Source organism: Streptomyces sp. NPDC002742, from assembly GCF_042888885.1.
Lineage (GTDB): Bacteria > Actinomycetota > Actinomycetes > Streptomycetales > Streptomycetaceae > Streptomyces.
The window spans coordinates 230,464-244,626 of record NZ_JBIAQF010000010.1; the positions used below are offsets into that span (position 1 = coordinate 230,464).

At 72.3% G+C, this 14,163-nt stretch carries 11 protein-coding genes and 1 pseudogene; 8 read left to right on the forward strand and 4 right to left on the reverse strand.

Translation table 11 applies throughout. The features are described from left to right. Window positions 1–66 precede the first annotated feature (66 nt). Genes ACFYW8_RS20090 through ACFYW8_RS20105 form a run of 4 tightly spaced genes read left to right on the forward strand, consistent with a single transcriptional unit; the run spans window position 67 to window position 5,708 of the window. Window positions 67–1,599: a GMC family oxidoreductase gene (locus ACFYW8_RS20090; RefSeq protein ID WP_389076887.1), complete on the forward strand. Its 1,533-nt coding sequence runs from the start codon at window positions 67–69 to the stop codon at window positions 1,597–1,599. After that, window positions 1,596–2,795 (forward strand): glycine betaine/L-proline ABC transporter ATP-binding protein, encoded by a 1,200-nt coding sequence (locus ACFYW8_RS20095; protein ID WP_389076892.1) that lies wholly within the window; start codon window positions 1,596–1,598, stop codon window positions 2,793–2,795. The genes ACFYW8_RS20090 and ACFYW8_RS20095 overlap by 4 nt, the downstream gene beginning before the upstream one ends. Continuing rightward, window positions 2,795–4,741 (forward strand): ABC transporter permease, encoded by a 1,947-nt coding sequence (locus tag ACFYW8_RS20100; RefSeq protein ID WP_389076895.1) that lies wholly within the window; start codon window positions 2,795–2,797, stop codon window positions 4,739–4,741. The genes ACFYW8_RS20095 and ACFYW8_RS20100 overlap by 1 nt, the downstream gene beginning before the upstream one ends. Window position 4,742: 1 nt before the next feature. After that, entirely contained in the window at window positions 4,743–5,708 is a 966-nt protein-coding gene (locus tag ACFYW8_RS20105) for an ABC transporter substrate-binding protein (protein WP_389076900.1), read from the forward strand. Window positions 5,709–5,830: 122 nt separating this feature from the next. Here ACFYW8_RS20105 and ACFYW8_RS20110 read toward each other — a convergent pair. Then, window positions 5,831–5,977, reverse strand: a pseudogene (locus ACFYW8_RS20110) (isocitrate lyase/phosphoenolpyruvate mutase family protein); the annotation flags it as partial. 91 nt (window positions 5,978–6,068) lie between these two features. Beyond that, window positions 6,069–6,599: a carboxymuconolactone decarboxylase family protein gene (locus tag ACFYW8_RS20115; protein WP_389077271.1), complete on the reverse strand. Its 531-nt coding sequence runs from the start codon at window positions 6,597–6,599 to the stop codon at window positions 6,069–6,071. Between the two features lie 62 nt (window positions 6,600–6,661). Between ACFYW8_RS20115 and ACFYW8_RS20120 the strand changes: the two genes are divergently transcribed. Next, window positions 6,662–8,053: a PLP-dependent aminotransferase family protein gene (locus ACFYW8_RS20120; protein WP_389076906.1), complete on the forward strand. Its 1,392-nt coding sequence runs from the start codon at window positions 6,662–6,664 to the stop codon at window positions 8,051–8,053. Between the two features lie 55 nt (window positions 8,054–8,108). Here the strand turns inward: ACFYW8_RS20120 and ACFYW8_RS20125 are convergent, their stop codons facing one another. Next, window positions 8,109–9,011 carry a hypothetical protein gene (locus ACFYW8_RS20125; RefSeq protein WP_389077275.1) on the reverse strand — a complete coding sequence of 301 codons (903 nt, stop codon included), beginning with the start codon at window positions 9,009–9,011 and terminating at the stop codon, window positions 8,109–8,111. Window positions 9,012–9,135: 124 nt separating this feature from the next. Here ACFYW8_RS20125 and ACFYW8_RS20130 point away from each other — a divergent pair, with 124 nt between their 5' ends. Together ACFYW8_RS20130 and ACFYW8_RS20135 are read left to right on the forward strand one after the other, a co-directional pair. Continuing rightward, entirely contained in the window at window positions 9,136–9,486 is a 351-nt protein-coding gene (locus ACFYW8_RS20130) for a hypothetical protein (protein ID WP_389076910.1), read from the forward strand. A 256-nt stretch (window positions 9,487–9,742) separates the two neighbouring features. Next, window positions 9,743–10,927: a glutathionylspermidine synthase family protein gene (locus ACFYW8_RS20135; protein ID WP_389076915.1), complete on the forward strand. Its 1,185-nt coding sequence runs from the start codon at window positions 9,743–9,745 to the stop codon at window positions 10,925–10,927. A gap of 168 nt (window positions 10,928–11,095) precedes the next feature. On the opposite strand, the gene rocD is transcribed toward ACFYW8_RS20135, so the two are convergent. Further along, entirely contained in the window at window positions 11,096–12,310 is a 1,215-nt protein-coding gene (gene rocD, locus ACFYW8_RS20140) for an ornithine--oxo-acid transaminase (protein WP_389077280.1), read from the reverse strand. Between the two features lie 405 nt (window positions 12,311–12,715). On the opposite strand from rocD, the gene ACFYW8_RS20145 reads away from it, so the two are divergent. Then, window positions 12,716–14,161: a glycine hydroxymethyltransferase gene (locus ACFYW8_RS20145; protein ID WP_365870749.1), complete on the forward strand. Its 1,446-nt coding sequence runs from the start codon at window positions 12,716–12,718 to the stop codon at window positions 14,159–14,161. The last annotated feature ends 2 nt before the right edge of the window (window positions 14,162–14,163 follow it).

A 14,163-nucleotide genomic window follows, 5' to 3' on the forward strand; every position in this document is an offset into this window, starting at 1 on the left:
GTCCCCCTCCAGGGCTCCGTCCCTCCCCGAAACCCCACCGCACAAGGCACTTTGGAGCACTCCTTCATGTCCCAGCACGAGAACACGTACGACTACGTCGTCATCGGCGGCGGCACGGCGGGCTCCGTGATCGCGTCCCGCCTCACCGAGAACCCGGACGTCACCGTCGCCGTCATCGAGGGCGGCCCCAGCGATGTCGGCCGCGACGACGTCCTCACCCTGCGCCGCTGGATGGGGCTGCTCGGCGGGGAGTTGGACTACGACTACCCGACCACCGAGCAGCCGCGCGGCAACTCGCACATCCGGCACAGCCGCGCCCGGGTCCTCGGCGGCTGCTCGTCGCACAACACGCTGATCGCGTTCAAGCCGCTGCCGTCCGACTGGGACGAGTGGGAGGCGGCCGGCGCCAAGGGCTGGGGCGCGGTGTCGATGGAGGCGTACTACGCGCGGCTCCTGAACAACATCGTCCCGGTCGACGAGAAGGACCGGAACGCCATCGCGAGGGACTTCGTGGACGCGGCACAGGCCGCGCTCGACGTGCCGCGCGTCGAGGGCTTCAACCGGCAGCCGTTCACGGAGGGCGTCGGATTCTTCGACCTCGCGTACCACCCGGAGACCAACAAGCGGTCGAGCGCCTCGGTGGCGTACCTGCACCCGGTGATGGACGGGCGTCCCAACCTGACGCTCCTGCTGGAGACCTGGGCGTACAAGCTGGAACTGGACGGAACGCGCGTCACGGGCGTGCACGTCCGCACGAAGGGCGACGAAGAGGTTCTCGTACGGGCCCGGAACGAGGTACTGCTGTGCGCGGGCGCGGTCGACTCGCCGCGGCTGCTGCTGCACTCCGGCATCGGACCCGCCGGTGACCTCGAGGAGCTGGACATCCCGGTCGTGCACGATCTGCCGGGCGTCGGCGAGAACCTGCTCGACCACCCCGAGTCGGTGATCGTCTGGGAGACGAACGGGCCGATCCCGGAGAACTCCGCGATGGACTCCGACGCGGGCCTGTTCGTGCGCCGCGACCCCGAACAGCCGGGTCCCGACCTGATGTTCCACTTCTATCAGCTCCCCTTCACGGACAACCCGGAGCGCCTCGGCTACGAACGCCCCGCGCACGGCGTCTCCATGACCCCCAACATCCCCAAGCCGCGCAGCCGCGGCCGCCTCTACCTGACCAGCGCCGATCCCGCCGTCAAACCCGCCCTGGACTTCCGGTACTTCACGGACGAGGACGACTACGACGGCCGTACCCTCGTCGACGGCATCAAGATCGCCCGCGAGATAGCCGCGGCCGAGCCGCTCGCCGGCTGGCTCAAACGCGAGGTGTGCCCCGGTCCCGCCGTCACCGGCGACGAGGAACTCGGCGCGTACGCGCGCCAGGTCGCGCACACCGTGTACCACCCGGCCGGAACCTGCCGGATGGGCGAACTCTCCGACGAACGCGCGGTGGTGGACCCCGAACTACGCGTCCGCGGTCTCGACGGCATCCGGATCGCCGACGCCTCCGTCTTCCCGACCATGCCCGCCGTGAACCCGATGATCGGCGTGCTCATGGTCGGCGAGAAGGCCGCCGACCTGATCGGGGGCGGTGCGCGATGAGTACCACCACCGACGTGAACCCGTCCGCCGCGGACGACGACACCCCCGCCGACGCCACAACCGCCGTGCCCGGCAAGGGAGTCAGGGCCACCGCCCAGTCGAGCGAGCCCGTCTTCTCCGTGCGGAACCTCTGGAAGGTCTTCGGGCCGAAGGCCGACCGAGTCCCCGGCGATCCCGAACTCGCCGCGCTCGACGCCGCCGAACTGCGCGCCGCCACCGGCTGCACCGCCGCCGTCCGTGACGTCGGTTTCGACGTGCTCAAGGGCGAGGTCTTCGTCGTCATGGGGCTGTCCGGCTCGGGCAAGTCCACGCTCGTGCGCTGCCTGACCCGGCTGATCGAGCCCACCTCGGGCCGCCTCTCGATCGACGGCGAGGACGTCCTCGCGATGGACAAGGCCCGGCTGCGCGAACTGCGCCGCCACCGTGCCGCCATGGTCTTCCAGCACTTCGGCCTGCTGCCGCACCGCTCGGTGCTCGACAACGTCGCCTACGGCCTGGAGATCCAGGGCGTCTCGCGCGAGGAACGCCGGGCGAGGGCCGCCGAGGTCGTCGCCAAGGTCGGTCTGCAGGGCATGGAGCAGCGCAGGCCCGGACAGCTGTCCGGCGGTCAGCAGCAGCGCGTCGGGCTGGCCCGCGCGCTCGCCGCCGACCCCGAAGTCCTGCTCTTCGACGAGCCGTTCAGCGCGCTCGACCCGATGATCCGGCGTGACATGCAGGAGGAGGTCGTCCGGCTGCACCGCGAGGAGGGCCGCACGATGGTCTTCATCACCCATGACCTGACCGAGGCCCTGCGCCTGGGCGACCGCATCGCCCTGATGCGCGACGGCCGGATCGTCCAGCTCGGCACCCCCGAGGAGATCGTCGGCTCCCCTGCCGACGCCTACGTCCGCGAGTTCGTCCGGGACGTGCCCCGCGAGCAGGTCATGACGGTCCGCACCGCCATGCGGGCCGGGGACTGCGGCGGGCCGGACCACCCCGGCGCGCTCGCCCCCGAAACCGTGGTCGCCGACGCCATCAGGACCGTCGCCCGCAGCGGCCGGGCCGCCTGCGTCGTGCGGGACGGCCGCTGTCTCGGCGTCGTCGACCACGAGCGGCTGCTCGCCGTCGTCGCCGGAACCGACCTCGGCGTCGCGACGGACTCGCGCACCGGCGTGGACCCACGCGGCGGGGCGGACCCGCGGAAGGAGGCGCTGTGATGGCCGCGGTCACCACGTCCACCTCCCTCCCCCGTACCGTCCTTCCCCGCCTCCTCCGGCATCCGGCCGTCGCCAAGCTCCTGCTGCTCGCGGTCGTCGCGGCGGTGCTCGTGCCCCTCGCCGACGCCCGCTGGTCCGGTGGCAGTTGGCCGCACGCGCTGACCGTCGACCTGACCGGACCGCTCGGCAGAGCCGGCGGCTGGATCATCGACAACCGTGACAGCCACCCGCTGTTCCTGTACTTCTTCGGCTACGTCAGCAACGCCGTCGTCCTCTCGGTGCGCGCCGTCTATCTGCTGCTCCTCGCGGCGGGCTGGGCCGGAGTGACCGCCGTGGCCGCCCTCGTGGCCTGGCGGGCCGCGGGCGTACGGTCGGCCCTCGGCGCCGGCGCGGCCTTCCTCGCCTGCGGTCTGCTCGGCATGTGGGTGCCCACCATGCAGACGCTGGCCGTCATGGTGGTCGCCGTGTTCGCCTCCGTCGTGCTGGGTACGCTGCTCGGCCTCGCCGCCGGGCTCTCCGACCGCACCCACCGCGCGCTGCGCCCCGTCCTCGACACCATGCAGGTGCTCCCGGCGTTCGCGTACCTGCTGCCCGTCGTGCTGGTCTTCGGCATCGGTGTCCCCGCGGCCGTGCTCGCCACCGTCGTCTACGCCGCCCCGCCGATGGCCCGGCTCACCGCGCTCGGCCTGCGCGACGCGGACGAGGGCGTGATGGAGGCCGTCGCCTCACTCGGCGCCACGGCCCGGCAGCGGCTGCTCACCGCCCGACTTCCACTGGCCCGCAAGGAACTCCTCCTCGGCCTCAACCAGACGATCATGATGGCGCTGTCCATGGCCGTCATCGCCTCGGTGATCGGCGCCGGCGGTCTCGGCGACCGCGTCTACCAGGCACTCGCCTCCGTGGACGTGGGCGCCGCGCTCGCCGCCGGCATCCCGATCGTCCTCCTCGCGGTCGTCCTCGACCGGGTCACGGCCGCGGCGGGCGAACGGCTCGGACAGGCCGGCGAGAAGACGCCCTGGCTGTACGCGGCGGCCGCCGTCGTGGCCGTCGTGACCGCCGGACGCCTCACGGGCCGGCTGGACTGGCCCGACGCCTGGGCGGTGAACATCGCCGAGCCGGTGAACAGCGCCGTCGACTGGATGACCGGCCATCTGTACTCCGGCGTCCCCTACGTCGGCGGCACCGCCGACTGGGCGGGTCACTTCACCACCTGGGTCCTCGACCCGCTCCGGGACGGCCTGCAATGGCTGCCCTGGTGGGCGCTGCTCCTCACCGTGGCCGCCCTGGCCTGGCTGATCGGCACCTGGAGCACCGCGCTCACGGCCGTCCTCGCCATGGCCGCGATCGGCGTGCTGGGCGCGTGGAAGCCGTCCCTCGACACGCTCTCCCAGGTGCTGGCGGCCGTCGCCGTGACCCTCGTGCTCGGCTTCGCCACCGGCATCGCCGCCGCGCGCAGCGAGCGGTTCGAGCGCCTGCTGCGACCCGTCCTCGACGTCTTCCAGACCATGCCGCAGTTCGTGTACCTCATCCCCGTGGTCGCGCTGTTCGGCGTCGGCCGGGCACCCGCCGTCGCCGCCGCGGTCGTCTACGCGCTGCCCGCCGTGGTCCGCATCACCACCCAGGGGCTGCGCGCCGTCGACCCGGCCGCACTGGAGGCCGCCCGCTCCCTGGGCGCGACCCCCGGGCAGCAACTGCGCCAGGTCCAGCTGCCGTTGGCGCGGCCCGCGCTGCTGCTCGCCGTCAACCAGGGCGTCGTCCTGGTTCTCGCCGTCGTCATCATCGGCGGCCTGGTAGGCGGTGGCGCGCTCGGTTACGACGTCGTGTTCGGCCTCGCCCAGGGCGATCTGGCCACCGGCCTGGTCGCGGGCGCCGCGATCGTCTGCCTCGGCCTGATGCTCGACCGGGTGACCCAGCCGACCGAACGCCGCGCGAAGACGGGAGCCTGACATGCGCGTCCGTACGACATCCGCGGTGGCCGGAGCGTCGGCCCTGCTGCTGCTCACCGGCTGCGGTGCCGCCGACATGACCAAGCAGGCCTCGCCCTTCGCGAACGCCCGGGGCGCGAGAACGGTGACCCTGTCCGTGCAGTCCTGGGTGGGCGCCCAGTCGAACGTCGCCGTGGCGCAGTACCTCCTCGAACACGAGATGGGCTACCGCGTCGACACCGTCCAGGTCGACGAGGTGCCCGCCTGGGACGCGCTCAGCCAGGGCCGCGTCGACGCGATCCTGGAGGACTGGGGCCACCCCGACCAGGAGAAGCGGTACGTCGAGGGCAAGAAGACGATCGCGCCCGGCGGGGACCTGGGCGTGACCGGGCACATCGGCTGGTACGTCCCCACGTACTTCGCCAAGCAGCACCCCGACGTCACGAACTGGAAGAACCTCGACAAGTACGCCGACCGGCTGCGCACGCCGGAGAGCGGCGGCAAGGGGCAGCTCCTCGACGGCTCCCCGTCGTACGTCACCAACGACAAGGCGCTGGTGAACAACCTGCACCTGAACTACCAAGTGGTGTTCGCCGGTTCGGAGGCCGCGCAGATCACGCAGATGAAGCAGTTCGCGAAGGAGCGGAAGCCGTTCCTCACGTACTGGTACTCCCCGCAGTGGCTGTTCGAGAAGGTCCCCATGACCGAGGTGAAGCTGCCCGCCTACCAGGACGGCTGCGACGCCGACGCGGCGAAGGTCGCCTGCGCCTACCCGCACACCCCGTTGCGGAAGTACCTCAACGCCGACTTCGCGAGGACCGGCGGCAAGGCCGCCGCCTTCCTGAAGAAGTTCAAGTGGACCACCGCGGACCAGAACGAGGTCTCGCTGATGATCGCCAACGACAAGCTGACGCCCGAGGAAGCGGCGAAGAAGTGGGCGGAGCGCCACGCGTCGACCTGGCGGGCGTGGCTTCCGTCCCACTCGTAGTCGCCGCCTCGCGCGCGCCTCTCGCGCGCGGCTGCGGGGGCGGGTGCGGGGCGAGCGCCAGGAGCGGTGCCCGCCCCGCCCCCGCACCATGGGGAGCGTTGCGGGGCGAGCCGCCGTCCGGCCTACCTCAGCCCGGCCGCGATGTCCCGCAGCGCCTCCGTCGCCCGGCGCTGCGGGCCGGGGCCGAACGTGACCCGGGTGGCCCCGAGCTCACCCAGTTCCGCCGCCGATACCCCGTCGAGCCGGGCGAACACGTTCACCGGCCCGCGGCCGTGGTGCAGCGCCCGGAACACCTCGGCCTTGTTCACCACCGTGCACTTCCGTCCGGGACGCCATTGCCCTCCGGGCCGAGCCGGAGCCTCACTTGTGCCCGCCCGCCCGGTAGTGGCCGGGCACCAGGCGGCAGGTCACGCCGAACCGGTTCCAGGCGTTGATCACGGTGATCGCGGCGATCAGCTGGGCCAGCTCGGCCTCCTCGAAGTGCCGGGCCGCGCGCTCGTACACCTCGTCCGGCACGAACCCTTCCGTGAGCACGGTGACGGCCTCCGTCAGCTCGATCGCCGCGAGCTCCTTCTCCGTGTAGAAGTGCCGCGACTCCTCCCACGCGCCGAGCTGCACGATCCGCTCCACGCTCTCGCCCGCCGCGAGCGCGTCCTTGGTGTGCATGTCGAGACAGAACGCGCAGTGGTTGAGCTGCGAGGCGCGGATCTTCACCAGCTCCAGGAGCAGGGGGTCCAGCCCGCGCCGGGCCGCCGCGTCGAGCCTGACCATCGCCTTGTAGACGTCGGGGGCGAGCTTGGTCCAGTCGAGTCGCGGGACGGGCTCGGGCGCGTACCGCGCGGAGTCGTCGGTGCTGGTCGTGGTGTTCGTCGTCGTGTTCTGCGTGGTCATGTCCCGCGTCGTCATGAGATCGACCCTACGAGGGGAGTAGCCCAGGGGTATGGTCCATTTCCATGGCGAGAACATGGGCCACTCTGGGAGTCGACCTTCACGTCGAGCCGACCGGATCCGGCGTCCGCAAAGGGCTGACGGACGCGTTGCGCGAGGCGGTCCGCAGCGGCCGGCTGGCCCCCGGAACCCGCCTCCCGTCCTCCCGTTCGCTCGCCACCGACCTGGGCGTCGCCCGCAACACGGTCGCCGACGCCTACGGCGACCTCGTCGCCGAGGGCTGGCTCACCGCCCGCCAGGGCTCGGGCACACGGGTGGCCGGGCGGAGCGTCGTACGACCGGCGCCCAGGGCCGCGCCGTGCCCCCCTGAACAGCGCCGTCCCGCGTACGACCTCGTTCCGGGCACCCCCGACCTCGCGTCCTTCCCGCGCACCGCCTGGCTCAAGGCGGCCCGCCGCGCCCTGTCCGTCGCACCGCACGACGCCCTCGGCTACGGCGATCCGCGCGGCCGCCCCGAACTGCGCACCGCCCTCGCGGGCTATCTCTCCCGTGCCCGGGGCGTCCGCGCCGACCCGGAGCGCATCGTGATCTGCTCCGGCTTCTCGGACGGACTCACGCTGCTCGGAGCGGTCCTGCGGCGGCGGGGGCTGCGCTCGCTCGCCGTGGAGTCCTACGGCCTGGACGTGCACTGGAATCTCCTGCACCGCTCGGGCCTGCGCACGACCCCCCTGCCTTTCGACGAACTCGGCACCGACACGGGTGACATGACGGGTGTACGAGCCGTACTGCTCACTCCCGCCCACCAGTTCCCGATGGGCGTGCCGCTGCACCCGGACCGCCGGGCCGCCGTCGTCGGCTGGGCCCGCGGCACCGGCGGGCTCGTCCTGGAGGACGACTACGACGGCGAGTTCCGCTACGACCGGCAGCCCGTCGGCGCGTTGCAGGGCCTGGACCCCGACCACGTGATCCATCTGGGCACCGCGAGCAAATCGCTGGCGCCCGCGCTGCGCCTGGGCTGGCTGGTGCTGCCGCCGTCCCTCGCGGACGAGGTCATCTCCCTGAAAGGAGAGGGCGGTTGGTCGACCGGAGCACTGGACCAGCTGACCCTGGCGGAGTTCATCACCTCCGGTGCGTACGACCGCCATGTCCGCGCCGCCCGGCTGCGTTACCGGCGCCGCCGAGACGCCCTCGTCGCGGCGCTCGCCACCCGTGCCCCCGCCGTGCACGCCACCGGCATCGCCGCAGGGCTGCACGCCGTGCTCCAACTGCCGCCGGGCACCGAGCGGTCGGTCGTCCAGGCCGCCGCCTGGCAGGGCCTCGCCGTCCACGGCCTCTCCCGCCACCGCCACCCCGCCGCCGTCACCCCGCCCCAGGACGCCCTGGTCGTCGGCTACGGCACACCGCCGGATCACGCCTGGTCGGGCGCGCTCGACGCGCTGTGCCGAGCACTTCCCTGAAAAGGACCCACCACCGGGAGGGCAGCCCTCGCGGACGCTCTTCCCCTCGCGGGACCTACGCCTTCCGCTCTTCCTCTTCCTCTTCCTCCGCCTCCGCCTCCGTGCGCCCGGACGCGGCCGCGGACGTCGTCGTGCCCGGCGCCTCGCCGAACCGCGCCAGCGCCAGGGCCCCCGCCACAGCCACCGCGAAACCGAGAACGGCCAGCCAGGACAGTCCCTCGCGCGTACGGTCGCCCAGCCACACCACCCCCACCAGCGCGGGCCCGATGGTCTCCCCGATGACCAGGCCGGCGGTGGCCGTCGTCACCGAACCCCGTTCCAGGGCCGTGGTGAGCAGCAGGAACGCGGCCCCGCCACCGATCAGCAGCGCGTACGTCGCCGGATTGGCCAGCAGCGTCCCCGGATCGAGGTCCGCGATCAGCCGCACCGCCACCTCGACCACCCCGAACCCGAATCCCGCCCCGAGCCCCAGGGCGAGCGCCCGCCCCCGGTCGGGCAGCCGTCCGCCGACCAGCCCCAGCACCAGCACGGCCAGGGAGGTCGCCAGCATCACGTACTTCAACGTCAGGGACCCCGTCCGGTCCCCCTCCGTCCCGGATGCCAGCCCCAGCATCGCGAGACCCGCGCACACCACCGCCACCGCGCCCCACTCGACCCGGCTCAGCCGCACATGGAGCAGCCGCGAGGCCACCACCGCCGTGACGGCCAGGCTCGCGGCGAGGGCCGCGCCGACGGCGTAGATCGGAAGCGACCGCAGCGCGACGATCTGCAGCAGGAAGCCGACCCCGTCCAGGCCCAGCCCCGCCACATAGCGCCACTGCCGCAGCGCCCGCAGCAGCAGTGCCGCCGCACCGCCGGCTCCGCCGCCCGTCCCGCTCTCGCCCGCGGCCCGCGCGGCCATCGCCTGCAGAACCGTCGCCGTACCGAAGCAGACCGAGGCACCAAGGGCGCACACCATTCCAAAGAGCACGAAGCGACTGTAGGGGACAGCGCATCCCCGGGGGCCACCGCGGGTGGGCTCCACCCGCTCTCTAGTCTGTTCCCCTCACCGAACACGAACAGAACAAACGGGAGAAGCGGACATGGTGGACGTACGGCGCCAACTGCGCTCTGGCACGGTCGTCCTCGGCGGCATGGGGCTCCTCGCGGCGGCGCTCACCGCCTGCTCCTCGGAACCCGACCAGCGCTGCGTCGACCGCGACAGCTACCGCCTCGGCAAGGGCTACAAGGTCGTCTCCGACAAGAACTGCGATTCCACCAAGGTCTCGGCCAACAGCGCCTGGTACTACGACGGCGACAGGAAGAGCGGCTGGGTCGACGGCGGCTCCTTCACCAAGCCCCGGAGCTCCGGCGGTTCCGGCGGTACCGGTGGTAGCCACAGCGGTGTCCACCGCGGTGGCTTCGGCGGCGGAAAGGGCGGCTCCGGCGGCTGAGGCGCCGGTGATCCCGCGGGCGCCCTCCGACCGGACAGCGCGCCCGTAACCGATGCCTCCGACGCGCCCGCACCCAGCGCGTCCGCGGCCCCCGCACCCAGCGCGTCCGGCGCCCCCGCACCCACGGCACCCAATGCGCCCAGCGCGTCCGGCGCCGACGAGACGCGGCCGCCGCGCCCCCACGAAACGCCCCGCCCCTCCCGCCGTGTCCGCCCCTCGCGCCGGCCGGCCCGCCCCGCCCGAACAGAGACCCACCATGGAACGCCGCACCATCGCCCCCCGCCCCGGCTGGCAGCAGACCGTCGAGCAGCAGGGGCTCGTCTACCCGCTGACCCGCCACCCCGACGACTCCCTGCGCCCCTACTGGGACGAGAGCGCCTACTACGCCTTCTCGCTGCCAGAGGTGGAGGCGCTGGAGGAAGTCGTCGAGGAACTGCACGCCATGTGTCTGACGGCGGCCGGTCACATCGTCGAGCGGGAACGTTTCGCCGACCTCGGCATCGATGATCCGCGGGTCGCGGCGGCCGTCGCCGAGGCCTGGCACCGGCGTGCCGAACTCCCGTCCGTCTACGGCCGTTTCGACCTCCGCTACGACGGCACGGGCCCGGCGAAACTCCTTGAGTACAACGCCGACACGCCGACCTCCCTGGTCGAGGCCGCGAGCCCCCAGTGGTTCTGGATGGAGGACCGCTTTCCCGGCGCCGACCAGTGGAACTCCCTCCATGAACGCCTCGTCGCCGCCTGGAAGAAGCAGGGCGCCCTGCTCCCGCCGGGCAGCCCGCTCTTCTTCGCGCACTCCGCCGAGGACGAACTCGGCGAGGACCTGATGACGGTCGCCTATCTGAAGGAGACCGCGGAACAGGCCGGTCTCGACACCGACTGGATCTCGATGGAGGAGATCGGCTGGGACCACCTGTCCGGCCGCTTCGTCGACAACCGGCTCGGGTTCATCCGCAGCTGCTTCAAGCTCTACCCCTGGGAGTGGCTGGTCTCCGACGAATTCGGCGGCCATGTCCTGGACACCCTCGACAACGGCGGCGGCACCGGTACGACGCTGTGGATCGAGCCCGCCTGGAAGATGCTCCTCTCCAACAAGGCTCTCCTCGCCGTCCTCTGGGAGCTCCACCCGGACCACCCGAACCTTCTCCCCGCCTACCTCGACGGCCCGCGCGAGCTGGCCCGTACGAACGGGTACGTCTCCAAGCCCCTGCTCGGCCGCGAGGGCGCCGGCGTGACGATCCACGAAGCCGGCGCCGCCCCCGTCGTACGCGAAGAGGCCTGCTGCTACCAGGAGCTGGCGCCGCTCCCGTCCTTCGACGGCAACCGTGTCGTCCTCGGCGCCTGGGTCGTCGAGGACGAGTCGGCGGGCCTCGGCATCCGGGAGTCCTCGGGCCCGATCACGGACGAGTACGCCCGATTCCTGCCGCACGTGATCCTCTAGCCGCCGGACCCGGGCGTGCCCTGCCCGGACCCGGGCGGGTCCGGGCAGGGCCTGCGGGGAGCTCAGGTCCCGCCCGGTGCCGGTGCCGGTCCGGGACCGGGCGGTGGTCCCGGTGCCGGTGCCGGTCCTGGTCCGGATCCCGGCGGGACGGGCCCGTCCCGCCGGGATCTACGCCCCCAGCACGGCCCGCAGCTGGGCCAGCCCCCAGTCCAGGTCGTCCTTGCCGATGACCAGCGGCGGGGCGATCCGGACGGTGACGCCGTGGGTGTCCTTCACGAGGACGCCCCGGTCCATCAGCTTCTCCGAGATCTCCCGGCCCGTGCCGTGCACCGGGGCGATGTCGACGCCGGCCCACAGCCCGCGCCCGCGCACCGCCGTGACATGACCGGAGTCCTTCAACAGGCCCAGCTCATGGTGCAGATGCTCACCGAGCTCGGCAGCCCGCCGCTGGTACTCGCCCGACCGCAGCATCGCGATCACCTCCAGCGCCACCGCGCAGGCCAGCGGATTCCCGCCGAACGTCGATCCGTGCTCCCCGGGCCGGAACACCCCGAGCACCTCCGCGCTCGACACCACCGCCGACACCGGCACCACCCCGCCGCCCAGCGCCTTCCCGAGGACGTACACGTCCGGCACCACACCCTCGTGCTCGCACGCGAACGTACGGCCGGTCCGTCCCAGCCCCGACTGGATCTCGTCCGCGACGAACAGCACGTCACGCTCCAGCGTCAGCTCCCGCACGGCCGGCAGATAGCCGGCCGGCGGCACCAGCACCCCAGCCTCCCCCTGGATCGGTTCGAGCAGGACGGCCACCGTGTTCTCCGTGACCGCCGCCCGCATGGCCGTGACGTCCCCGTACGGCACGATCTCGAACCCCGGTGTGTACGGGCCGAAGTCGGCCCGCGCCTCATGGTCCGTCGAGAAGCTGATGACCGTCGTCGTACGCCCGTGGAAGTTGTTGCCCGCGACCACGATCTTCGCCATCTCGGCGGGGACGCCCTTGACCCGGTACCCCCACTTCCGGGCCGTCTTCACCGCGGTCTCCACCGCCTCCACGCCGGTGTTCATCGGCAGCACCATCTCCATGCCGCACAGCGACGCCAGCTCCCGGCAGAAGTCCGCGAACCGGTCGTGGTGGAACGCCCGCGACGTCAGCGTCACCCGGTCCATCTGCGCCTTCGCCGCCTCGATCAGCCGCCGGTTGCCGTGGCCGAAGTTCAGCGCGGAGTATCCGGCCAGCATGTCGAGGAAGCGGCGCCCCTCGACATCCGTCATCCAGGCTCCGTCCGCCGTCGCCACGACGACCGGCAGGGGGTGGTAGTTGTGCGCGCTGTGCGCGTCGGCCGAGGCGATGAACGCCTCCGTGGTCTCCCTGGCTTCCATGGCGGTCACGGGAACTCCGTTCTCTGACGAGCGGCACGGGGGAGTGGCGCGGTCCTCCCCGGCACGCCGCACGGCGCGTTCTCCCCGGGCACGGGCTCGTGTCGCCCGCGCGGGGCTGGGCTTGTGGCCTATTTCCTATCGTCGCTCGCATGGTGGACCGGGGACCCCGGTGATCCGGCGCGCCCGGTAGGCTGACCGGCGGGGCCGTGACTGGCGCGCTGGGATGGGACCGACCATCGGGGAGCGGCACCCGCGCTGTGGCTTCCCCGGGGTGATTCCCGGACCTCTGAACGGAGAAGCAGGCCGTCCCGAGGGGCCCGGAGTATCCGGGCGAGAGTCGTGGCAACCGAGTGCCGTGCGCCTGGGCCGACCCGTGAACGCTGAACGCCACGTCCGGAGGCCGTCATGCCAGAGCCCCTTTCCACCGAGTCCACCGCCTTCCGCAGTGCCCTTGAGGTGATCCGGGCCGTGGAGCCCCGTGTCGCCGACGCCATCGGCCAGGAAGTCGCCGACCAGCGCGACATGCTCAAGCTGATCGCCTCCGAGAACTACGCCTCCCCGGCCACCCTGCTGGCCATGGGCAACTGGTTCAGCGACAAGTACGCCGAGGGCACCGTCGGCCGCCGCTTCTACGCCGGCTGCCGCAACGTCGACACCGTCGAGGCCCTCGCCGCCGAGCACGCCCGCGAACTGTTCGGCGCCGAGCACGCCTACGCCCAGCCGCACTCAGGCATCGACGCGAACCTCGTCGCCTTCTGGGCCGTCCTCGCCGCCCGCGTGGAGGCCCCGGCCCTCGCCAAGGCCGGCGTCCGCAACGTCAACGACCTCACCGAGGCCGACTGGGCCGAACTGCGCCAGGCCTTCGGCAACCAGCGCATGCTCGGCATGTCCCTGGACGCCGGCGGCCACCTCACGCACGGCTTCAGGCCCAACATCAGCGGCAAGATGTTCGACCAGCGCTCCTACGGCACCGACCCCGCCACCGGTCTCATCGACTACGAGGCACTGCGCGCGTCCGCCCGCGAGTTCAAGCCGCTGATCCTCGTCGCCGGCTACTCCGCCTACCCGCGTCTGGTGAACTTCCGCATCATGCGGGAGATCGCCGACGAGGTCGGCGCCACCCTCATGGTCGACATGGCGCACTTCGCCGGCCTGGTCGCGGGCAAGGTCCTCACCGGTGACTTCGACCCGGTCCCGCACGCCCAGATCGTCACCACCACCACGCACAAGTCGCTGCGCGGCCCGCGCGGCGGCATGGTCCTGTGCGACGAGACCCTCGCCGAACAGGTCGACCGCGGCTGCCCGATGGTGCTCGGCGGCCCCCTTCCGCACGTCATGGCGGCCAAGGCCGTCGCGCTCGCCGAGGCGCGGCGCCCCGAGTTCCGTGACTACGCCCAGGCCGTCGTCGACAACTCCCGTGCCCTGGCCGAGGGGCTGATGCGGCGCGGCGCCACTCTGGTCACCGGCGGTACGGACAACCACCTCAACCTCATCGACGTCGCCTCCTCCTACGGCCTGACCGGCCGCCAGGCGGAGTCCGCCCTGCTCGACTCGGGCATCGTCACCAACCGCAACGCCATCCCCGCCGACCCGAACGGCGCCTGGTACACGTCCGGCATCCGCATCGGTACCCCCGCGCTGACCACCCGTGGTCTCGGCGCGACCGAGATGGACGAGATCGCCGGTCTGATCGACCGCGTCCTCACCGCCGCCGAGGCCGGCACCACCGCCAAGGGCGCCCCCTCCAAGGCCCAGCACGTCCTGGACGCGAAGATCTCCGACGAGATCGCCCACCGCGCCACCGACCTGCTGGCCCCGTTCCCGCTCTACCCGGAGATCGACCTCGGCTGACG